The following is a 20,124-nucleotide window of genomic DNA, read 5'->3' on the forward strand; positions in this document are numbered from 1 at the left end:
CTAGCTCAGGTCGATGAGGCCCAGCGGCAGCTCGGCTGCCAGTTCGCGGGCGAGGAACCCGAGTCCCAGGCGGTCAGTCAGCCGATCACCGGCACGCGCATGGGTGGCGGAGCCCCACACCGCGGCCCTGGCCAACCCCGTCCCGCGCGCGACGAAGCCGGTGACCGCCCCGGCCAGCACGTCGCCGCTGCCCGACGTCGCCAGGCCCGGTCCGCCGCCGTCGATCCGCCAGCATGCGCCGTCGGGCGCGGCGACGACGTCGTAGCACGTCACCACGGCGAGGTAGCGGCGGGCGACGTGGCCGACCGCAGCGACCAGATCGTCGCCGAAGTCGTCGGCGTCCTCGCCGAGCAGGATCGACAGCTCCTCGCGGTTGGGAGTCAGCAGCAGCTCCTCCGGCAGCCGGGCGCGGTCGACGTCCGGCAGGACCCCCAGCGCGTAGGCGTCGAGTACGAGGCGCGCCGGGCCGGCATCGCCGACAGCCACGAGCGTGTCGCGGGTCTCTTCGGCGTCGTCGAAGCCGGGCCCGACGAGCACGGCATCCGACGCCGCGATCTTCTCCCGCGCCGGAGAGTCGAAGGGCTCGGACGCCTCGTCGGGCAGGGCGTAGATGCCGGCTTCGGGCAGCACCGTGCCCACCTGGGCGTCGATGGACCTCGGCACGAAGACGCTCAGCCTGCCCGCCCCGACCCGCAGCGCGGCTTCCCCCGCAAGCATGACGCCCCCGGGCGTGCGGCGTGAGCCGCCGACCACGATGACGTCGCCGCGGGCCTTCTTGTCGGCGCCGGGCTCGGGCAGCCCCCATGCCGACAGAAGTTCGCGGGTCACGGGCTGCGGGGCGCTGCCGCGGGCCTCGGTCATGGCCGCCCGTTCCCTCGGGAGTCCGCGGATTCCGGATCGCCGACGTCGGGGGTTCCCGGATGGACGGTGACCGTTGCACCCTCTTCGCGCAGGTGGCCGACGTCGGAGAAGAGCGGCATCCGCCAGTCGTCGTCTGCGAAGTCGAGACGGGTCACCGAGGCGTTCAGCACCGGGTTGCCCGATGCGAACTCGAGGATCTCCTGCTCCTGCAGACGGCGCAGCAGCGACGCGATGAGCGTGACGATCGCATCGTGAGCGACGACGAGCGCCGACTCCTGCGGCGTGACGAGCAGGTCGGCGAGGAAGGAGCGCAGGCGAAGGGCGACGTCGGCCCACGATTCGCCGCCCGGGGGGCGGTGGTAGAACTTGCCGAGATGCCGTCGCCGCGCTGCCTCCTCGGGATGCAGCCGCGCCACTCCGCTGGTGGTGAGGAGGTCCAGGATGCCGAGCTCCCGGTCCCGCAGCCTCTCGTCGACGGCGACGGGTACGGGATCGTCGCCGAGCGCGATCGCGAGGGTCTGGCGGGCGCGCAGGTAGGGCGAGACCCAGAAGGACTCGACCTCGACGCGGTGCTCGGCGAGCCATTCGCCCAGCGCCGCGGCCTGCTGCTCGCCCGTCGGCGACAGCGGCACGTCGGAGTCGCGGATGTCCAGCGGTATGCGCTCGAGTCCCTCGCGTTCGGCGCGCGTCGCCGCGACGTTTCCCACGCTCTCACCGTGTCGTACGAGCCACAGAGTCTTCACCGGCATCCGCCCACATTAGAACCTCCGGGGCCGCCGACGCGCGGGGGTTGCGGTGCGCCCGCGAGCACTGCACGCGGGCGCACCACGGCGTTTACTCGGTCGTGGCGGGAGCCGGCGTGCCGGCTGCGGCCTCTGCTGCGCCGAGGTCGCGAATGAGTTCCTGCTCGTCCTCATGGGACAGCGAGGTCTGAATGACCGTGCCGTGGAAGGGTGCCAGCGCCGATGCGAACTTGTCGGCAGTGAGCTTGGTGGCGTAGATCACGACGGCCGACTTGCCGGCCGAGACGGCCGATTGCACCCGACTGCGGAACTCCGAGTCCATACCGGCCTTGTCGAGGCCCGCGAACAAGGCTCCCACGAGTCCACCGACGACGAGTCCACCGACGGGCACGAAGAAGAGAATGCCGATGAGGGTGCCGAACAGGGCCCCGCCGAGAGCCCCGAAACCGATGTTCGCGATCCCGCCCGGGTACTCGACGCTCGTCTTGCCCTCGCTGTTGACCTTGACCAGCGCGAGGCCCGCGAGTTGCACCACCATGTCGCCCTGCAACTGCTGCACCGTGTTGTACGCCCCTTCGGCGTCGGGCTCGGAGTCGAAGGCGATAACGATCAGATCAGCCATGGGATTTGCCTACTTTGCGATCAGGCCACCCGCGACGTGCGCCGTGACGGGCGGCGTTCGGGATGCACCACCACATCGCTGATGCACGCTGTGCGGGCGACGCTACTGCGGGGATGCGGGTGCGACAAGGGGACCTGTTGCGCGAGCCGTGCGGGGAGGAGCATGGCCGCACGACGATGACAGGAGGACGATCATGAAGGCTCTCGTGTACCGCGGTGCAGGCGAGAAGGCGTGGCAGGAGGTGCCGGATCCGGTCATCACGAACGCGACGGATGCCATCGTCAGGATCGACGCGACGACGATCTGCGGCACCGACCTGCACATCCTCAAGGGCGACGTCCCGGCCGTCACCGAGGGCCGCATCCTCGGCCATGAGGGCGTGGGGACGGTCACCGAGATCGGTGCGGCGGTGGAGGGTCTCGCCGTCGGCGACCGCGTGATCATCTCGTGCATCAGCGCGTGCGGGCACTGCGCCTACTGCCGCAAGCAGGTGTACTCGCACTGCCTGGCACCGGAAGGCCAATCCGGCATCGGTTGGATCCTCGGGCACCTGATCGACGGCACGCAGGCCGAGTATGTGCGCATCCCCTATGCCGAGAACTCGCTCTACAAGGTGCCTGCCACCGTGACCGACGCCGAGGCGATCCTCCTGTCGGACATCCTGCCGACCGGGCATGAGATCGGAGTACAGGCCGGCAAGGTCAAGGCCGGCGACGTCGTGGCCGTCATCGGTGCGGGACCCGTGGGGCTGGCGACCATCGCGACGGCAGGCCTCTACGGGCCGTCGCGCGTCATCGCGATGGACCTCGACGCCAACCGCATCGAGCAGGCCAGGCAGTTCGGCGCCACCGACGGAGTGCTGTCGTCGGATGCCGCCTGGCGCGACCAGGTCATGGCCCTGACCGACGGGCTCGGCGTCGACGTCGCCATCGAGGCCGTCGGCATACCCGCGACCTTCGCCGCGGCGCTGGACATCGTGCGTCCCGGCGGCGTCGTGGCCAACGTCGGCGTGCACGGCAAGCCCGTGGAGCTTCCGATCGACCGCCTGTGGATCGCCAACATCGCGATCACGATGGGGCTGGTGAACACCAACACCACCGACACGCTGCTGAAACTCGTCGAACAGCACAAGCTTGAGGCATCCCTCTTCGTCACCCACGAGTTCACGCTCGATGAGATCGAGGAAGCATACGACGTGTTCGGCCGCGCAGCGGAGACGAAGGCGCTGAAGGTCATGATCACCGCGTGAAGCGGCGGCGCGTGACGGGAGCGCCGGGTGGGCCGGGGCGCGCTCGTCGGGGGCACATGAGCACCCCATGCCGCCCGTGCACATCGTCGAATGAATGTCGGAGGGTCTCGGCACAATAGGGGCATGCAGGATACGACTTATCTTCCCCCGGACGAAGCGGCCGCGCGTGCCATCGGTCGGCTGGGTGAGATCCTGCCCGACCTGATCGGGGTACGCGAGCAGATGGCGCGCCTGCAGGCCCATGAGGCCCGACTCCTCGCCGCGACCGGCGGCATCGTCGAGGACTGGGTCGCCGATGCCGGCCTGCAGCGGCGCTCCGAAGCGGAGATGCCCCACCGCATCGCGGCGTCCGAAATCGCCGCGGCCTGGCGCGTCAGCGACCGAACCGTGCAACGCCAGATCGGTGACGCCACCACCCTCGTCAACGACTACCCCGCCACGTTCGCCTCGCTCGAGGCAGGCCGCATCTCCGCCGCCCACGTCCGCGTCATCATCGGCAACGGAACGATCATCTCGCGCGCCGAACTGCGCTCCGAGTACGAAGCGGCGATTCTGCCCTACGCCGAGAGCGAGGCTGCCAGCCGGCTCGGCCCGATCGCCCGACTCCGGGCGCAGTGGTACTCCGACACCACGGTCGACGAGCGGCACCAGCAGGCCCGGCTGCGACGCGCTGTGTCGGTGACAGACCTCGACGACGGCATGGCCGAGCTCATCGCGGTGCTCCCCGCCCCGCTCGCCCACGGTGCCTTCGACCGCCTCTCACAGATCGCCCGCCTCGCCCAGAACGCCCGCACCACCGGCGACGACAACACTCTGCTCTCCCACGAAGACCTTCACCCCGATGCGGTGCCCGACACCCGTGACCTCAACGAGCTGCGCGCCGACATCCTCTCCGACCTGCTCCTGACGGGGGCGCCATCGTCGGTGGACGCCCCTGACGGCGGGCTTCACGCGATCCGCGGCACCGTGCAGGTCACCGTCCCCGTCCTCACCCTCATCGGCGGCAACGTCACCGATCCGTTCGACGCGACCACCCTCGCCGGGCACGGCCCCATCGACAGCGCCACCGCGGTGGCCCTGGCGGCGGGCGCCCCCGGCTGGGACCGCATCCTCACCCACCCCATCACCGGCAGCGTCCTCGGCGTCGACCGCTATCGCCCTTCAGAGGAGATGCGCCGCTACCTGCGGGTCCGCGACGAACACTGCCGGTTTCCCGCCTGCCGCATCCCCGCCCGACTCTGTGACATCGACCACAACATCGCCCACGCGCACGGTGGACCCACGCACGTCTGCAATCTCGCCCACTTCTGCGAACGACACCACACCGGCAAGCACCACTCCACGTGGAAAGTGCGACAACTCCCCGGGGGCGTCCTGGAGTGGACCTCTCCGACGGGGCGCGTCTACATCGACCGCCCCGTCAGCCAGATCGCCTTCGCCACCGAGCCCGAGGACGCGCCCTTCTGACGTCGCCGGCCGCCCGCCTCAGCCGAGCAACCGTGCCGCCGTGATCCGCGCACCTACGAAGAAAGCCCCGGGGATCCGGGGCTTTCTCTTCTGTAGCAGGAGCGGGGTTCGAACCCGCGACCTCACGATTATGAGTCGTGCGCTCTCACCAACTGAGCTACCCTGCCGCGTGCATCCGGTGGATGCTGCGAGCCCCGAGTCAGGATTGAACTGACGACCCCTTCCTTACCATGGAAGTGCTCTGCCACTGAGCTATCGGGGCGTGCTGCCTGCAAGCAGGCAACTAGAAGAGGATATCAGAGCCGCGGCGTGCTCTGAAACGCGAGCTCATCCCGCCGTGTGCTCGTGCATCCATTCCAGGGGGTCCACCTTCGTCGTCCCGTTCTGCCACACCTCGAAGTGCAGGTGCGCGCCGAACGAGTATCCCGTGTCGCCGACCGTGCCCAGCACGTCGCCCACCTTGACGGTGTCGCCCACCTTCACCCGGAGCGAGCCGTATTCCATGTGCGCGTAGTGGCTGGAAACGAGCTCGCCGTCGATGACGTGGTCCACGACGACGTGCACGCCGAACAAACCGCCGGCCTCAGTCGCGATGCGCACGGTGCCGTCGGCGATCGAGTGGATCTCCGCTCCGGCGCCCGGCACGAAGTCGACGCCGTGGTGCATGGAGCCGTCGCGCATCTGGAACCCCCAGGTGTAGGGCACGCCGACGGGGAACGGCCACTGCACGGGCGAGTTCGGGTTGTTCAGGAACGAGTTGTCGAAATTGCGAACGCCCGAGCCCGCCGCCAGGTCGGCCATCGTCGCGGTCGAGTACGTCTCGGAGCGTGCGAGGTCCACGCTCTCCGTGGAGGCCGATGAGACGAACGCCTGGATCTCCTCGTCTTCCCCTGCGGGGGAAGCAGCAGCCGCCAGCGACGTCGTTGCGGCGGCACCGGACGTGCGGTCGGCAACCGTCGTCAGCGCTCCGGCCGGGGTGGTCAGGCCGACCGCGAGCAGGCCGACCACGCTCATCGCTCCGAGGGACACGGATGCCGTCGCGAGCCGCCTGCGGGCCGACGCCCAGCGCGGCGCGCGTGCGGCGTCGACCGTGTCGACAACGGTCGCGGGGCGGGGACGCTGTGGCGCCACTGCGGTCGGCGCGGCATGCGCCACACCCTCGGAGCAGAACAGCTGCACCGCCCGTTCGAACGCGTCGGCCGCGAGCTCGCGCGACCCGGATGCACCACCCGCGTCGGACGCCCTGTCCGCGTCGCCGACGTGCACGGCGGGCGCTTCGGGGGCCATATTCGGCGCCGAGGTGTGCGCTGAGGGCGCGGACGGCCGCGAGGCTGCGCGACGGGCCCGCCGCGAGGTCGGGGCGGTGACCGTCGCCACCGTGCATGTCGTCGGGGTGGATGCCGCGGCGGACGACTCGGCGCCGTCGTGGACGTCGCCGATCACGGCGGCGGTGTTCGCCAGCGCGACCGGCAGCTGCGCGGCTGCGGCGGCGACCATGAAGACGGCCAGCTCCGCGGCCTGCGTCTGCGCGGCATCCGCCGTCGCGACCTCGGGCGAGCGCCCGCTCGGGGCGGCATCCCCTGCGGGGTTCGCTGCAGGGGCCTCATCGACGGGCGCCTTCTGCGCGTCGGCACGCTGGGCGGCGCGGCGGCGCAGCTCAGCGCGGGTCAGCGCGGGCTCCGGCTGCGGCGCAGGCGTGATGACGGTACGGCTGGAGCGGCGCAGAGGCGCGGCAACGGCCGTTGGGGCGTCGAGGGTCAAATCGGGGGCTCTCGGGTCGGCCGCTCGGGGGACGAGGGACGTCTTCGGGTGGGGGGTGACGTCACCTTTGTCATTCGGGTGAGAAAAGTAACGATCGGGTAAACACTACCCCGCCCAGACGTGGAATGCCAGGTCGCGTTCAGCCCGCTGCGGGAGTCGTCGCATTGTCCTCGTGGGTATCGGCGAAAATGATCGCCGAAAGCCTGGCAACGAGTTCGGCGTTGCCCGCGATCGTCATCTCTCGGGTGGGTGCGCCGCCCGGCGCCCCCGCGGCGACCCCGCCGGCCTCTTCGACCAGCAGGACCCCGGCGGCGTGGTCCCACGGGTGCAGTCCGCGCTCGAAGTATCCGTCCAGGCGCCCCGCGGCGACGTAAGCCAGATCGAGCGACGCCGCGCCGATGCGGCGGATGTCGCGCGCGAGCGGCATGACCCGCCCGAGCAGCTCGAGCTGAGCGGCGTGGGTGGCCGGGTCATAGCCGAATCCGGTGCCCAGCAGAGATCCCGCCGGATTCAGTACCCCGTTCACCTGCAGCCGCTGCCCTCCCACCCAGGCGCCCTCGCCGCGCACGACGTGGAACAGCTCGCCCAGCGCCGGGGCGTGGACCACCCCCGCGAGTGCCTGCCACGTACGGGGCTCGGGTCGGCCGGAGACCGCGGCGATGCTGACGGCGTAAGAGGGGATGCCGTAGGCGTAGTTCACGGTGCCGTCGATGGGATCCACGACCCACGTGATGCCGGTGCTGCCCTCGTCCGCCGCGCTCTCCTCGCCGAGGAACCCGTCCCCCGGCCGGGCGGCGGCGATCCGGTCCCGGATCAGGTTCTCCACCTCACGGTCGGCCTCGGTGACGATGTCGGCGAGCGCGGACTTGCTCGCCGCGATCGACACCCCCTGTTCTCGGCGTCGGCGCGCGAGCGCACCCGCCTCCTGGGCGATGTCGACGGCGAGTGCTCCCAGTTCCTGCTGCAGGCTCATGCGCTCCACGCTACGCGCACGCCGAGCGTCGCCTCTCTCACGTCAGGTCCGCGCACGTGTCGTCGACCGTCCGCGTGTCGGCCTCAAGGGCGCGGGGGCAGGGGCGGGCGCGGCGGCACCGGCGGGAAGCCGTCGGCGTCGGGCGCGGGAGCAGCGGCATCCTGCCCCTCGATCGTGGGCTGTTCGGCCGCTCGGGTCGACGGGCGCGTCTCTTCGGACGGCCGGTCGTCCTCGACCCCCGGCTGCTCGCGCAGCACCGCGCCCGCGGGCGCGTGATCCTCGGGCTGCGGCTGCGCCTGCTGCGGCGTCGGCCAGCCGGCGCTCTCCTCGGGGGCGGGCTGAGCGGTGTACCCCTCGTACGCCGGCGGCGGTGTGATCGCCTGCGGGCCGGGGGCTGCGGCGTAGTGCTGCTGCGCATAGGTGGGGTGACCGGTGTAGTACGCGTTCCAGTCGGGCGAGCCGTCGGGCATGACCGGCAGCGGCGTGAAGCCGTCGGCGTACGTGGGCCACTGCGGGACCTGCGGCTGCGCCTGCGCTGCAGCGTGGACCGCCGCCTTGGGACGCTCTCGCTTCGGCGCGAAGAGCACATTCACGAGCGGGACGAGCGCGGTGCCGACGGCCGCCAGAATGGCCAGGGCGACGACGATGCGCCAGTAGATCGCCTCGAAATCGAGGTAGTCCGACAGCATGAGCGGCACCACCAGCATGACGGCCAGGATGACGACGAGAGCGATGGTGACATACGTCACGATCGTGGTGAAGCTCGTCGTGTAGCGGGCGTGCGCCTTGGTGAACAGTCGCACGTGCAGCAGTGCCAACTGCAGGATCAACACGATCAGCAGGAATCGGAAGAACCGGTCGACCCCGACTCCGAAGTAGCGGTCCGGCTCCGGCATCCAGATCATGAACGCGCCGATCAGCAGCGTGACGACCCAGGTGGCCATGCTCGCCAGCGCGAACCAGGCCGGACGGCTGGGCGCCAGTCGGGCCTCGAGGATCGCGACGCCGGCGAAGCCCGCCAGCAGCAGGATGGTGAGGAACGCACGAGCGACGAGCCGCTCCTCCGGACCGAACAGCACCCAGACGACGCAGACGAGCGCCGCGGCGATCAGGGCGCCGATCGCGACCCAGATTGCGGCGCGCAGCAGCTTGGCGGAAGCGGGGCTGGTGATGGGCTGGGTCATCGTCGGTCCTCTCCCGCGGCGCGACACCGCGGCATCCCCCCATCCTGACATGCGACGAGCGCGCAGGCCACGAGACGTATAATGCCGCGCCCGGCGCGTGGGCGCATTCTCTCCGGCCGCCACGCCGTCGCGCAGCGCATAGGAAAGGGATAGAGTGTGGTCAGACCACAGGCCAGCTGCGTAGACGACAACTGCGAACTGACCCATCACGAAGGGATACATCATGTCCACAGTTGCGATCATCGGCGGCACCGGCCTTCTCGGGCGGGCCACGGCGCAGGAGCTGCTCGCGCACGGCTATGACGTGCTCTCGATCTCACTGCCACCCGAGACCGCTCACCCGCTCGAGGGCGTGCGCTACGTGTACTGCGACGTCGCCGCGGCATCCGACGACGAGCTGCTCGCGCTGCTCGACGGCGTCGACGCCGTCGCCTACGCCGCCGGTGTGGACGAGCGCGTCGCCCCGCAGGCGCCCGCGGCCGGCTTCTTCTACCGCGCGAACGTGCTGCCCACCCAGCGCATGGCGCGCCTGGCCCGGCAGTCCGGCGTGCGCTCGTTCGTCGTCTACGGCTCCTACTTCGCCGAGTTCGCCGAGCGCTGGCCCGAGCTCGGCCTGCGCGAGAACGCGGGCTACGTCCGCACCCGCCTGCTGCAGGAGCAGGTCGCCTTCCTCGAGGGCGACGGCGCAATGACGGTGACGTCGCTGCGCCTCCCCTGGATCTTCGGCACCATGCCCGACGCCGTGCCGCTGTGGAGCATGTTCCTGGCGATGGATGCCGCCGTCCCCGAGGACTCCCCCATCGCCGTGCCGGCCGGCGGAACCGTCATGATCACCACCGGCCAGGTGGCCAAGGCCGCACGCGGAGCGATCGAACGGGGCGAGCACGGCAAGACCTACGCGCTCGGCGGCATCAACATGACCTATGCGGACTTCCACCGCATGATCGCCGAGGAAGCGGGCATGGACCCGGCCCGCGTGACGCCCCTGCCTGCCGAGGCGTTCCTCCCCGGCATGACGGCGTACGACGAGGCCGAAGCCGCCCGCGGCATCGAGCACGGCATGCACCAGGCGGATGCCACCCGCGTGCAGGAGCGCTTCGCCTACATCGACCCGGAACCCGTGCAGGCGGCGCTCGGCTACGGGCCGGAGGATGTCGAGGCCGCGATCCGCGAGAGCCTGCGGGTGTGCGTGGCTTCGCGCACTCCGGTCGCCTGAGCCGCGCGACCGACTCCGGCCCACGGCATCCGCGCGGGCCGGAGTCGCGTTCGCGTCGACCACGCTGAGGGATCTACTGTCGCGAGCATGAGTTCCGTCGTCGTGCTGGGCAGCGCCAATCTCGATCTCGTGGTGCGTCAGCCGCGTCTCCCGCAGCCCGGGGAGACGATGTTCGGCTCGTCTTTCACGACCGTCCCCGGTGGCAAGGGACTCAATCAGGCGATAGCGGCAGCGCGGACCGGCGCCGAGGTCGTGTTTCTGGGAGCCGTCGGCCGCGACGCGTTCGGCACTCAGCTGCGCGAGGCGCTGCAGGCCGACGGGGTCGCGACCGAAGGGCTCATCGGCGTCGACGTGCCGACCGGCACCGCGCACATCGCCGTCCTGGGTGACGGTGAGAACTCCATCGTGATCGTGCCCGGCGCCAACGCCGCCGTGCGGCAGCTCGACAAGGCCTCCCGCGTCACCATCACACGTGCGCGCTACCTCGTCGCGCAGCTGGAGCGCCCGCTCGACCTTGTCTCCGAGGCGTTCGCCCTGGCGCGGGCGGCCGGCGTGCGCACCGTGCTGACGCCCGCACCCGCTCAGCCACTCGAGCCGCTGCTGCTGGAGAACACCGACATCCTCATTCCCAACTCCGGCGAGGCGTGCGCGCTCGCGGGGCTGGACGACGACCGCGATGCCGCCGCCGCGCTGAGCAGCATGGCGGGGCTCGTCGTCATGACACGCGGCCCGCGGGGCGCGACGGTCGCACAGGGCGGTGGCATCCTCTTCGACGTCGCGCCGCGCGTCGTCGAAGCGGTCGACACGACGGGCGCCGGCGACACGTTCGCCGGTGTGCTCGTCGCCCGGCTGAGTCTCGGTGAGTCGCTGGAGCGCGCACTGCATGCGGCGACGGTCGCCGCGTCGATCGCCGTCACGAGGCCGGGCGCCTCCACATCGATGCCGACCTGGACACAGGTCGAAGCGCTGCTCTGATCCTGCGCCGGAGGGGTCACCTATCGGGGGCGACGGCCCACTCGACGCTGCTGCTGACGTTCGGGGTCACGGTGCGAGACGATCAGGGCGACGGCGCCCACGACGGTCAGGACGATCCCCGTCACCAGAAGCGCCGTCGGCACCATGTCGGGACCGTAGACGACCTGCTCGCCTGAGGGCCTCGTGAACGAGCACGTGAGCCCGAGTGGGAAAAGCTGCCAGCTTCCCTCGACGGTGAGCGTGCGATCGAGGCCGAGCTCCACGTGCCGTTCGATGCACGCGCGCTCCTCGCCGACGGCGGCCGGCCCCCCATAGAAGCTCGCGATGAAGAGTCCGGTGAACACCCACCAGAGGATGAGGATGGGGAACACCACCGCTCGGACGGTTCGTCTTCGGTCCATCGCTCAGCCCCCTCTGCCCGGTAGGTCGACCGTACTGCATCGGCTGTCCGGGGGATCTCACGGACCTGCCGGCGTCTCGAAGGGAACCAGCTCACCCCGCCCGGAAGATGGCCCCGGAAATGACAGATGTCCCGCGACATATGAGACACATGTCGCGGGACATCACATCCGTGGCGAGTGAGGGATTCGAACCCCCGAAGGCTACGCCGGCTGATTTACAGTCAGATCCCTTTGGCCGCTTGGGTAACTCGCCAGGTGCGCACCCGACCGGCTTTTCCAGTCGATCGGAGGCGCGATTGTCTATCGTACCCGGTCGAGGCGGGTCGCCGAAATCGAGTCAGGCGGCGGTCTCGAGCACCCGCGCGACGAACGCCTCGGTGCGCTGGCGGGTGCCGTCGATGCGGCGGTCGACGCTCGCGCGGATCTCGCTCGGAGCAAGCGGGGCAGCCAACCGTACGTTCTCGTGGCACGACAGATCGGCGCAGATATAGGTGCCGATGCTGTCGCCGTGGGCGCCGGCATCCCCCGCCTTCCGAGCGGTGAACAGCGTCACCTGGTTGGCGGGCTGCATCGTGTGGCACAGGTTGCACATGGCCGACCGCGCCCGGCTCGAGCCGTCCGCCGCGCGCAGCACCACGCCGGCCAGCTGACCCTCGACTTCGGCCACCACGTACCCGCGACTGCGTGTGCGCGGGTCGCGCCACGCATAGAAGTCGAGGTGGTCCCAGTCGGCGAACAGGAAGTCGGCTGGCACGGCCACCAGCCGCAGGTCGTCGGGGCCGGCGTTGACGAACGCGGCGCGCAGTTCGTCCTCGGTGAGGGCACGCATGGATGCCAGTCTACGAACGCACGTCGGTCGCGACACCCTCCCTGGGCACAGCGGATGCCGCCGATCGCCGGTCTCGGATGAGGAAGCCGAATCCGAAGGCGATGAAGAACATCAGCACGCCGTACACCGCGGCAGGCAGGCTCAGCTCCATCGAACCGAGCACGGTCTGGGCGATGACGATCGCGAGGGTGGCGTTGTGGATGCCGATCTCGAACGACGACGCGACCGCCTGGCGCTTGCCCACTTTGAGCAGCCGCGGCACGACGTATCCCACCGCGAGGCTCACGAGGCAGAACAGCACGGTGATGAGCGCGAGACTCGCGACGTTCTCGATGAGAAGGTCCCAGTTGGATGCCACGGCTCCGGCGATCACCACGATCAGAACCACCACCGAGACGATGCGCACCGGCTTGTCCATGCCGTCGGCGAAACGCGGCCACACGCGCCGCACGAGCATGCCGGCGGCCACCGGCAGCAGCACGATCGCGAACACCTCCGCCGTCTTGCCCCATTGCATGCCCAGCTCTCCGTCGAACGGATCGAAGTAGGCGATGGCGAGGTTCGTGATGACCGGCAGGGTCACCACCGCGATGACGGAGTTGATCGCCGTCAGCGAGATGTTGAGGGCGATGTCGCCGCGGAAGAGATGGCTGTAGAGGTTGGCGGTGGTGCCGCCGGGCGATGCGGCCAGCATCATCATGCCGACGGCCAGCACGGGCGGCAGCCGGAACAGAAGCACCAGGCCGAAGCAGATCGCCGGCAGCAGCACCAGCTGGCACGCCAGCGCGACGATCACCGCCTTCGGCTGCTTCGCGACCCGCGCGAAGTCGCGCAGGGTGAGGCTCAGGCCCAAGCCGAACATGATGATGCCGAGGGCGACGGGCAATCCGATGGTGGTCAACGCTGATCCCATGGACACATAGTGCCCGACGCCCCGCTCGGTAGACTCACGACATGGCTGATTCCTCCTTTGACATCGTTTCGAAGATCGACCGCCAGGAGGCGGACAACGCCCTGAACCAGGCACGCAAAGAGGTCGAGCAGCGCTACGACTTCAAGGGCACTGACGCCTCGATCGAGTGGAGCGGCGAGTCGATCCTCATCAAGGCCAACAGCGAGGACCGCGCGAAGGCCGTGCTCGACGTGTTCCAGTCGAAGCTGATCAAGCGCGGCATCTCGCTGAAGAGCCTCGAGACGGGCGACCCCACCCCCAGCGGTCGTGAGTACCGCATCGTCTCCACGCTGAAGGAAGGCATCTCGCAGGAGAACGCCAAGAAGATCGGCAAGCTCATCCGCGACGAGGGCCCGAAGTCGGTGAAGTCGCAGATCCAGGGCGACGAGCTGCGGGTGCAGTCCAAGAGCCGCGACGACCTGCAGGAAGTTCAGCGACTGCTGAAGGCGGCCGACCTCGACGTCGACCTGCAGTTCATCAACTACCGCTGAGGCCGGCCGCGGGCTTCCGCCGGGCGGCGGGCGCGGCGGATCAGTCGACGGGCGGCCGACGCAGCTGCTTGATGCCGGTGCGCCGCTGCTTCGCGTCGAGGCGGCGCTGCTTCGCGCCACGACTGGGCGTCGTCGGCCGGCGCTTCGGCGGCGGCGGTCGCAGCGCCTCGGCGACGACGGCGGCGAGGCGCTCGCGCGCGGCATCCCTGTTGCGCAGCTGGGCGCGATGCTCGGATGCCGCGATCGTAAGGACGCCGCCCACGAGCCGACCCCCCAATCGCTCGAGCAGGAGATCCCGCTGAGCTGACGAGAGGGCACTCGAGCCGGCGGCATCCCAGACCAGTTCCGCGCGCGAGTCCGCCGTGTTCACGCCTTGCCCGCCCGGCCCGGACGACCGCGAGAACCGCCACGACAGCTCGGACTCGGGGATCGTGAGGCGCGCCGAGACCCGCAGGCCCGGGCGGTGGGGAGCAGGCATCGTTCCATCATCCTCCCGCGCGCGCTTGTGCGCGCGAGAGAGCGGGTCTCAGGTCCCGCAGAAGGTGCGATACGGGCCGAAGGCGTCGGGGGCCGGCTCGGCGTAGCGCTCGAGACCGGCTCGCTCGGTGAACGGCGAGGTCACCGCCGCGACCAGCTGCTCGAACAGTGCGAGGTCGCCGCCGGTCGCGGCATCCAGCGCCTCTTCAACGAGGTGGTTGCGCGGGATGTAGACGGGGTTCGCGGCATCCATCGCGTCGGAGTCGGGACCAAGACCCAGCCAGCGCTCCGCCCACAGGTCGAACGGACCGGGGTCGGCGAAGAGCGCGCGGGTGCCCGCGGCGTCTCCGCGCGCGACGGCGCTCAACCGGCGGAAGAACCCCGTGTAGTCGACGCGGCTGATCTGCAGCAGATCGAGCAAGTCGGTCAGAAGCGGCGTGGTCATCTCCTGGTCGGCGTCCGCCGGGATGCCGAGCTTGTCGAGCATCCCGCTGAACCAGGCCGCGTTGTACGCGTCGCGGAACCGCCCGAGCTCATCCTGGGCCAGCTCGATCGAACGGTCGGTGTCGGCGTCGATTGTCGTCAGCAGGGCTTCGGCGAAGCGGGCGAGGTTCCACTCTCCGATCAGCGGCTGCCGCCCGAACGCGTAGCGCCCCTGCCGGTCGATCGAGCTGTAGACGGATGCCGCGTCGAAGGCATCCATGAAGGCGCAGGGGCCGTAGTCGATCGTCTCGCCGGAGATCGTGACGTTGTCTGTGTTCATCACGCCGTGGACGAAACCGAGCAGCATCCAGCGGGCGATGAGCGACGCCTGCGCGTCGATCACGGCGCCGAGGAGCGCGAGCGACGGGTTCTCGGCATCGGCCAGGTGCGGGTAGTGCCGGTCGATCGAGTGGGCGACCAGGCGCCGCACCAGTTCACCGTCACCGGTCGAGGCTGCGTACTGGAACGTCCCCACGCGCAGGTGGCTCAGCGCGACCCGGGCGAGCACCGCGCCAGGGAGCACCGTCTCGCGCTGCACGTCCAGCCCCGTTGCGGTCACGGCGAGCGCGCGCGTGGTCGGCACGCCGAGGGCATGCATGGCTTCACTGATCACGTACTCGCGCAGCATCGGGCCGACAGCCGCGAACCCATCGCCGCCGCGCGCGAAGGGCGTGGGACCTGACCCCTTGAGGTGCAGGTCGCGCAGGCGGCCGTGGGTGTCGACGACCTCGCCGAGCAGCAGCGCGCGCCCGTCGCCGAGGCGCGGGGAGTATCCCCCGAACTGATGCCCGGCGTAGGCCTGCGCGACGGGGGCCGCGGTCTCGGGGACGCGATTGCCGGTGAGCAGCGCGATGCCGTCGGGGGTGTGGAGCGCTTCGGGGTCGAGCCCGAGCTCGGCGGCGAGCGGCTCGTTCAGCACCAGAAGTCGCGCATCGGGAAACTCGGCGGCGGCCCACGGCACGGCCAGCTCCGGCAGCTCGCGGGCGAACCGCGAGCCGAGGTCGACGGCGGTCTGCGGCGCAAGGCTCATGTTTCCAGGCTACGCGCGGCGCGGCGGGTGAGGGCCGGTTGGTGCGGCGCAGGGCCGCCGGGCGCCGGGCGTGGGATGGTCGGCGGGTCGGCGGGGTCGGCGGTGGCGCGGGGCGCGGGGCGACACCGGGCACCGGCGTGCACAACGTCGGCAATCCCACGTGCACCGGGCACCTCCCGGGCCCGCGCAGCACCGGTGCGAGCGGATCGGCGACGTTGTGCACGCGGGGTCGGCGGGTCGGCTCTCGGCGACCGGCGCGCCCGGCGCCCGGCACCCGGCGCCCGGCGCCCGGCGCCCGGCGATCGAGTGCGGCAGAGCCGCGGCGTGCACAACGTCGGCAACCCTCTGCACTCGCGGCAGATCACTGCCCTGTACCGCACCACACCGGGCGGATCGGCGACGTTGTGCACGCGGTGCCGCGCGCAGCGGCGGGTCAGGAGCGGATGATGCCGCGGGTGAGCAGCCCGTAGACCTCGTCGGCCGCGGCCTGCGGCTCGACACCGTGCGTCACCAGCTGCACACCGGCGCCGAGCACCCCTTGCACGAGCGCCACGGTCGACGGGGATGCCGGCAGCCCGAGATCCTCCAGCACGCGGGTGAGGGGCCGCATGAGCGCGTCGTGCAGCGTCATGAGGTCTTCCATGCGGCTCGGGCTCAGGTTCGCGTCGCGCAGCGACCCGGCGATGGTGTGCCGCCCGTCGGCGGTCATCCGCATCGTCGCATCCACGAACGCGCGCAGTTCGGGAAGGCCACGCTCGGCGCCCTCCAGGGTCTGCTCGATGTCGGCATCCCATCGCTCGATCGCGTCGATCGCGATCGCGACGAGCAGATCGTCTTTCGACGGGAAGTAGTCGTAGAAGCTCGATCGCTTCATGCCGGCGCGCTCGGACACGCTTCCCGGGGTCACCCCGGTCAGCCCCACCTCCTGCAGAAGCTCCTCGCCCGCACGCACGAGTGCGGCGCGTTGCGACGCGCGGTGCTCGGCGACCGTCGGTGCGGTGATCTTGGGCATCCGGTAATTATCGTCCTCGTCGGCGCCGGCCGTATGCAGCGGCGCGGCGGGTGAAACGTCCTGAAGGGAGCACGTCGCCCGCGACAGCCGGAGCTGCCGCGGGCGACGAAGGACGCGAGGGTGTCAGGCCGCGACAGGCGCACCCAACCGGCCGTCGACCATCTCGAGCACGCGGTCGCAGTGCTCCAGCACGTCGCGGTCGTGGGTGACCATGACCACGGCGACCCCCGCGTCATGCGCCCGGTCGGCGAGAAGCTGGACGACCTCGTGGCTGCGGCGACGGTCCAGCGCCGCCGTCGGCTCGTCCACCAGCAGCAGGCTCGGCTGGTTCACCAGAGCGCGGGCGATGCCCACGCGCTGACGCTCACCGCCGGAGAGCTCTCCAGGTCGGTGACCGGCACGGTGGCTCATACCCACAGACTCCAGCACGGGGGCGGGGTCGACGTCGCGGTTTCTTGCCAGGCGCCCGGCGAGGCGCAGCTGGTCGGCTGCGGTGAGCGCGGGGAGCAGGTTGCCCGACTGGAACACGAACCCGATGTTGCGCAGGCGGAACCGCGCCCGATTGCGCTTGGACAGGGTCGACAGGTCGGTGCCGTGCACGCGCACCACCCCGCTGTCGGGGTTGGCGAGGGCGCCGGCGATCGCCAGCAGCGACGACTTGCCCGAGCCGGACGGGCCCACGATGGCGACGAACTCGCCGGGCATGACGGTCAGCGATACGTCGTCGAGTGCGCGGACACGGGAGTCTCCGTCGCCGAGCTCGAGCACGGCGTTGCTGATCTGCAGGGCGGGGGTGGTGTCGATGCTCATCGCTGGCCTCCCAGGGCTCGGAGCGGGTCGATTCGGACGATGCGCAGCACCGCGACGGCGGCGCCGATGAGACCGAGCGCGATCGTCAGCCCGGATGCCACGGCGATCGGAGCCGCCTCGAGCGCGAAGGGCATGGCATCCGGCATGAGCGCGCCGAGCCCAACGCCGGCGGCCACGCCGAGGGCGGTGAAGCCGACCAGGAGAATGGCGGCCTGCATGAGGCTGTCGCGCAGCAGGTAGCGGCTGGACGCGCCGACGGCACGCAGCACCGCGAGATCGTGGCTGCGCTGGATGGTCCAGACCGTAAAGAACGCGCCGACGACGAGAGCGGAGATGGCGTAGAGGAAGAACTGGATCATGCTGAGCGTCAGCGTCTCGGCCTCGTAACCCGGGGAGGCGTTGAAGGCCTCGGTGAGGGTCATGGTCGTGGTGTCAGCCGTGGCGTCGATGGCCTCGTAGTCGGGGGTGACGCCGTCCTCGGCCTGCAGCGCGACGACGCTGGCGTACGGGAAGTCCACCGCGGCGAGCTGCGCGTCCGTGGGCGCGCCCGGCACCGCCGCGCCTGCTGCCATGAGCTTCCAGGTGTCGAGCGGCAGGTAGGCCACGTCGACGTGACCGAAGGTCGCCTGGCCCTCGGTGAATCCGACGACGGTCAGCTCGACGTCGACGCGCTCGAGGGTGACGACCGTGCCGATCTCGACGCCGCTGTCCTTCATCGGCTCGGAGACCACGATGCCGTTGGCCACGCCGATACCCTCACCCGAGGACACCGGAGGTGCGAGGAAACCATCCGTCTGCACGCCGAACAGCGTGAGGTCGATCTGGGTGCCGTCGTCGGTGACGCCGTTGACGATGTTGACGCCCATCGGCTCCGCTTCGGCGATGCCGTCGGCACCGTCCCAGGCCACGAGCTGATCTTCGTCGACGACGGAACGACTGAACGCGTTGTCCGCTTTCGTGCCACCGTCGAACGCGAATGCTGAGGCGGGCATGGATTTGAGGCCGGAGACGCCGTCGTTGACGAGTCCGGAGGACAGGCCGGACAGCAGCACGACGAGCAGCGAGATGAGGGCGATCACGACGCCCATCAGAGCGAAGCGGCCGCGGGCGAATCTGAGTTCGCGCAAGGCAAGGAACATGAAGGTCTTTCTGATCGCAAGTTTGTCGACAACCCGTCGACATGATGCCGACAGTATGTCACCAAAAAATGGAAGGGGCGCTCAGGAAGGAGCCGGGCACGACGACGCCCGCGGCCGGAGACCGGGGCGGGCATCACTTGGACAGCCGGATCGACCCGGCCGCGGACTACTTCCAGACCGTCGCCAGGAGGATGTTGATCACGGTGAGCACGCCGATCGAGGGCAGCACCCACGAAGCGACCTGTTCCTTCTTGCGGTTGATCAGGGCGATGACGATGATCGCGATGAGGACGGCATGTTGAGCGGCAGGTCCCCGCTCATCGTCGGGCTCCCGACCGCCGCGGCATCCCCTCAGATGCTCTCATGCCTCCAGCGTACGAAACTGCTCATCGCAGCGCGCCGCGGGTGAGCCACCGCTGCAGGGCGGCATACGCCTCAGCCCGAGGGTCGGCGCTGGAGAGGAAGAGGTCATGGATGCCGCCGTTGATGCGCTCCACACTGACGCGCTTCCCGATGCGGGTGGACGCCTTGGCGATGTCGTCGACGACCAGCACCGAGTCGGTCGAGGTCATGTCCTGGGACCACACCATGGGGTTCGCCGACCGCGCCGCCAGCATGACCAGGGCGGGACACCCCACGTCCAGCCCTGCTGCCACCCGGCGGTGCCCTTCGAGGATCGCCGCGAGCCATCCCGGGTGGGTCGCGAAGCCCCGATCCGGTCGCCACTGCGCCCGCGGCGGGTCGGCCGGCAGCGACCCCAGCTCGGTCTGCGCGCGCGTGTAGAACCCGAGATCGACCACCGGGTGGGTGCCCAGCGGATCCACCCGTGCCCGCACCTGCACGAGGGGCGCGATGGCTTGGCGTCCGATCGCCCCCAGCTGCAGCTCCAGCCACGGGCTGTTGAGCACGAGCGCGGATGCGCGACCCGGGTGCCGGGCGGCCCAGAGCGTCAGTGTCAGCCCGCCGGTGGAGTGCCCCATCAGCACCAGCCGCCGACCCGACCCGGCGCCCGGCGCGTGACCGATCGCCACGAGCGCCGCGCCGATGTCGGCGCCATACTCGTCGAGGCTGTTGATGTAGCCGGGCGTCTGCCCCTCGCGCAGGCTGCGACCGTACTTGCGCAGGTCCAGCGCGTGGAACCGGGCCCCGAGGTGATTCCAGAAGCGGGCGAGTTCGCTCTGGAAGAAGTAGTCCGACCAGCCGTGCACATAGAGCACATCGACGTCGCGCAAGGGCTGCGTCATGCGCGCCGTGAACGACGGGAGGCTCCGGACGAGCGTCGCGACCACCGGACCTTCGTCGTCGTCCCCCAGGGGCAGGGTCAAGCTCTCGAACGGCGCCCCCAGGATGTCGGTGGTCCACTGTTCCGCCATGGGGTCAGCCTACTTTGGCCGATGATCCCCCCGCCGGGCAGTCGTCGACGCGCGGTTGCCCGGGCCGACATCGCCT

Annotated in this window: 20 protein-coding genes and 3 tRNA genes; 5 read left to right on the forward strand and 18 right to left on the reverse strand. The window is 70.3% G+C overall.

The window, feature by feature from the left end; genetic code table 11:
- From QNO14_RS11785 to QNO14_RS11795, 3 genes are all read right to left on the reverse strand, one after another.
- On the reverse strand, positions 1-861 hold the full coding sequence (locus tag QNO14_RS11785; RefSeq protein ID WP_257505457.1) for an NAD(P)H-hydrate dehydratase: 861 nt from the start codon (positions 859-861) through the stop codon (positions 1-3).
- Positions 858-1,610 carry a histidine phosphatase family protein gene (locus QNO14_RS11790; protein ID WP_257505458.1) on the reverse strand — a complete coding sequence of 251 codons (753 nt, stop codon included), beginning with the start codon at positions 1,608-1,610 and terminating at the stop codon, positions 858-860. Before QNO14_RS11790 ends, QNO14_RS11785 begins: the two co-directional genes overlap by 4 nt.
- 85 nt (positions 1,611-1,695) lie before the next feature.
- A complete protein-coding gene (locus tag QNO14_RS11795; RefSeq protein ID WP_257494120.1) occupies positions 1,696-2,226 on the reverse strand; it encodes a DUF1269 domain-containing protein in 531 nt (176 codons plus the stop codon).
- A 193-nt stretch (positions 2,227-2,419) separates the two neighbouring features.
- Here QNO14_RS11795 and QNO14_RS11800 point away from each other — a divergent pair, with 193 nt between their 5' ends.
- Together QNO14_RS11800 and QNO14_RS11805 are read left to right on the forward strand one after the other, a co-directional pair.
- Positions 2,420-3,475 carry a zinc-dependent alcohol dehydrogenase family protein gene (locus QNO14_RS11800; protein ID WP_257505467.1) on the forward strand — a complete coding sequence of 352 codons (1,056 nt, stop codon included), beginning with the start codon at positions 2,420-2,422 and terminating at the stop codon, positions 3,473-3,475.
- A 123-nt stretch (positions 3,476-3,598) separates the two neighbouring features.
- Positions 3,599-4,942, forward strand: coding sequence for an HNH endonuclease (locus QNO14_RS11805; protein ID WP_257505468.1), 1,344 nt, complete (start codon positions 3,599-3,601; stop codon positions 4,940-4,942).
- A 93-nt stretch (positions 4,943-5,035) separates the two neighbouring features.
- On the opposite strand, the gene QNO14_RS11810 is transcribed toward QNO14_RS11805, so the two are convergent.
- The 5 genes from QNO14_RS11810 to QNO14_RS11830 form a co-directional block, all read right to left on the reverse strand.
- A tRNA-Met gene (locus QNO14_RS11810) sits at positions 5,036-5,109 on the reverse strand.
- A gap of 23 nt (positions 5,110-5,132) precedes the next feature.
- Positions 5,133-5,204 (reverse strand) — tRNA-Thr (locus QNO14_RS11815).
- 65 nt (positions 5,205-5,269) lie between these two features.
- Entirely contained in the window at positions 5,270-6,703 is a 1,434-nt protein-coding gene (locus QNO14_RS11820; RefSeq protein WP_257505469.1) for a M23 family metallopeptidase, read from the reverse strand.
- A 139-nt stretch (positions 6,704-6,842) separates the two neighbouring features.
- Positions 6,843-7,676: an inositol monophosphatase family protein gene (locus tag QNO14_RS11825; RefSeq protein WP_257505470.1), complete on the reverse strand. Its 834-nt coding sequence runs from the start codon at positions 7,674-7,676 to the stop codon at positions 6,843-6,845.
- Between the two features lie 83 nt (positions 7,677-7,759).
- Positions 7,760-8,860, reverse strand: a complete 1,101-nt coding sequence (locus QNO14_RS11830; RefSeq protein WP_257505471.1) for a hypothetical protein — start codon at positions 8,858-8,860, stop codon at positions 7,760-7,762.
- Positions 8,861-9,083: 223 nt separating this feature from the next.
- Here QNO14_RS11830 and QNO14_RS11835 point away from each other — a divergent pair, with 223 nt between their 5' ends.
- Positions 9,084-10,076, forward strand: coding sequence for an NAD-dependent epimerase/dehydratase family protein (locus QNO14_RS11835; protein ID WP_257505472.1), 993 nt, complete (start codon positions 9,084-9,086; stop codon positions 10,074-10,076).
- Positions 10,077-10,163: 87 nt separating this feature from the next.
- Complete coding sequence (locus QNO14_RS11840; protein WP_257505473.1) at positions 10,164-11,051, forward strand: ribokinase; 888 nt, start codon at positions 10,164-10,166, stop codon at positions 11,049-11,051.
- A gap of 20 nt (positions 11,052-11,071) precedes the next feature.
- Here QNO14_RS11840 and QNO14_RS11845 read toward each other — a convergent pair whose 3' ends face one another.
- From QNO14_RS11845 to QNO14_RS11860, 4 genes are all read right to left on the reverse strand, one after another.
- Positions 11,072-11,452 carry a hypothetical protein gene (locus QNO14_RS11845; protein ID WP_257505475.1) on the reverse strand — a complete coding sequence of 127 codons (381 nt, stop codon included), beginning with the start codon at positions 11,450-11,452 and terminating at the stop codon, positions 11,072-11,074.
- A 171-nt stretch (positions 11,453-11,623) separates the two neighbouring features.
- Positions 11,624-11,705: transfer RNA gene (locus tag QNO14_RS11850), tRNA-Tyr, on the reverse strand.
- A gap of 84 nt (positions 11,706-11,789) precedes the next feature.
- Positions 11,790-12,281, reverse strand: coding sequence for an FBP domain-containing protein (locus tag QNO14_RS11855; RefSeq protein ID WP_257494108.1), 492 nt, complete (start codon positions 12,279-12,281; stop codon positions 11,790-11,792).
- 10 nt (positions 12,282-12,291) lie between these two features.
- Positions 12,292-13,194, reverse strand: coding sequence for a bile acid:sodium symporter family protein (locus tag QNO14_RS11860; RefSeq protein ID WP_257494106.1), 903 nt, complete (start codon positions 13,192-13,194; stop codon positions 12,292-12,294).
- Positions 13,195-13,235: 41 nt separating this feature from the next.
- Between QNO14_RS11860 and QNO14_RS11865 the strand changes: the two genes are divergently transcribed.
- Positions 13,236-13,724: a YajQ family cyclic di-GMP-binding protein gene (locus QNO14_RS11865; protein WP_257494105.1), complete on the forward strand. Its 489-nt coding sequence runs from the start codon at positions 13,236-13,238 to the stop codon at positions 13,722-13,724.
- A gap of 40 nt (positions 13,725-13,764) precedes the next feature.
- Here the strand turns inward: QNO14_RS11865 and arfB are convergent, their stop codons facing one another.
- The 6 genes from arfB to QNO14_RS11895 form a co-directional block, all read right to left on the reverse strand.
- Complete coding sequence (gene arfB, locus QNO14_RS11870) at positions 13,765-14,202, reverse strand: alternative ribosome rescue aminoacyl-tRNA hydrolase ArfB (RefSeq protein ID WP_257505477.1); 438 nt, start codon at positions 14,200-14,202, stop codon at positions 13,765-13,767.
- 48 nt (positions 14,203-14,250) lie between these two features.
- Positions 14,251-15,714 (reverse strand): protein adenylyltransferase SelO, encoded by a 1,464-nt coding sequence (locus QNO14_RS11875; RefSeq protein WP_257505478.1) that lies wholly within the window; start codon positions 15,712-15,714, stop codon positions 14,251-14,253.
- 433 nt (positions 15,715-16,147) lie between these two features.
- Positions 16,148-16,726, reverse strand: a complete 579-nt coding sequence (locus QNO14_RS11880; RefSeq protein ID WP_257505479.1) for a TetR/AcrR family transcriptional regulator — start codon at positions 16,724-16,726, stop codon at positions 16,148-16,150.
- Between the two features lie 123 nt (positions 16,727-16,849).
- Positions 16,850-17,536, reverse strand: coding sequence for an ABC transporter ATP-binding protein (locus tag QNO14_RS11885; protein WP_257505480.1), 687 nt, complete (start codon positions 17,534-17,536; stop codon positions 16,850-16,852).
- The gene (locus QNO14_RS11890; protein WP_257505481.1) at positions 17,533-18,675 is read right to left on the reverse strand and encodes an ABC transporter permease; all 1,143 of its coding nucleotides are present in this window, start codon (positions 18,673-18,675) and stop codon (positions 17,533-17,535) included. The genes QNO14_RS11885 and QNO14_RS11890 overlap by 4 nt, the downstream gene beginning before the upstream one ends.
- A gap of 386 nt (positions 18,676-19,061) precedes the next feature.
- Positions 19,062-20,048, reverse strand: coding sequence for an alpha/beta hydrolase (locus QNO14_RS11895; protein ID WP_257505483.1), 987 nt, complete (start codon positions 20,046-20,048; stop codon positions 19,062-19,064).
- Positions 20,049-20,124: the final 76 nt, after the last annotated feature.

This window comes from Microbacterium sp. zg-Y625, from assembly GCF_030246925.1.
Classification (GTDB): Bacteria; Actinomycetota; Actinomycetes; order Actinomycetales; family Microbacteriaceae; genus Microbacterium; species Microbacterium jiangjiandongii.

Coding starts and splice junctions, on each gene's coding strand:
- QNO14_RS11785 (WP_257505457.1), bottom strand. CDS start 861: ATGACCGAGGCCCGCGGCAGCGCCCCGCAGCCCGTGACCCGCGAACTT.
- QNO14_RS11790 (WP_257505458.1), bottom strand. CDS start 1,610: ATGCCGGTGAAGACTCTGTGGCTCGTACGACACGGTGAGAGCGTGGGA.
- QNO14_RS11795 (WP_257494120.1), bottom strand. CDS start 2,226: ATGGCTGATCTGATCGTTATCGCCTTCGACTCCGAGCCCGACGCCGAA.
- QNO14_RS11800 (WP_257505467.1), top strand. CDS start 2,420: ATGAAGGCTCTCGTGTACCGCGGTGCAGGCGAGAAGGCGTGGCAGGAG.
- QNO14_RS11805 (WP_257505468.1), top strand. CDS start 3,599: ATGCAGGATACGACTTATCTTCCCCCGGACGAAGCGGCCGCGCGTGCC.
- QNO14_RS11825 (WP_257505470.1), bottom strand. CDS start 7,676: ATGAGCCTGCAGCAGGAACTGGGAGCACTCGCCGTCGACATCGCCCAG.
- QNO14_RS11830 (WP_257505471.1), bottom strand. CDS start 8,860: ATGACCCAGCCCATCACCAGCCCCGCTTCCGCCAAGCTGCTGCGCGCC.
- QNO14_RS11835 (WP_257505472.1), top strand. CDS start 9,084: ATGTCCACAGTTGCGATCATCGGCGGCACCGGCCTTCTCGGGCGGGCC.
- QNO14_RS11840 (WP_257505473.1), top strand. CDS start 10,164: ATGAGTTCCGTCGTCGTGCTGGGCAGCGCCAATCTCGATCTCGTGGTG.
- QNO14_RS11845 (WP_257505475.1), bottom strand. CDS start 11,452: ATGGACCGAAGACGAACCGTCCGAGCGGTGGTGTTCCCCATCCTCATC.
- QNO14_RS11855 (WP_257494108.1), bottom strand. CDS start 12,281: ATGCGTGCCCTCACCGAGGACGAACTGCGCGCCGCGTTCGTCAACGCC.
- QNO14_RS11860 (WP_257494106.1), bottom strand. CDS start 13,194: ATGGGATCAGCGTTGACCACCATCGGATTGCCCGTCGCCCTCGGCATC.
- QNO14_RS11865 (WP_257494105.1), top strand. CDS start 13,236: ATGGCTGATTCCTCCTTTGACATCGTTTCGAAGATCGACCGCCAGGAG.
- arfB (WP_257505477.1), bottom strand. CDS start 14,202: ATGCCTGCTCCCCACCGCCCGGGCCTGCGGGTCTCGGCGCGCCTCACG.
- QNO14_RS11875 (WP_257505478.1), bottom strand. CDS start 15,714: ATGAGCCTTGCGCCGCAGACCGCCGTCGACCTCGGCTCGCGGTTCGCC.
- QNO14_RS11880 (WP_257505479.1), bottom strand. CDS start 16,726: ATGCCCAAGATCACCGCACCGACGGTCGCCGAGCACCGCGCGTCGCAA.
- QNO14_RS11885 (WP_257505480.1), bottom strand. CDS start 17,536: ATGAGCATCGACACCACCCCCGCCCTGCAGATCAGCAACGCCGTGCTC.
- QNO14_RS11890 (WP_257505481.1), bottom strand. CDS start 18,675: ATGTTCCTTGCCTTGCGCGAACTCAGATTCGCCCGCGGCCGCTTCGCT.
- QNO14_RS11895 (WP_257505483.1), bottom strand. CDS start 20,048: ATGGCGGAACAGTGGACCACCGACATCCTGGGGGCGCCGTTCGAGAGC.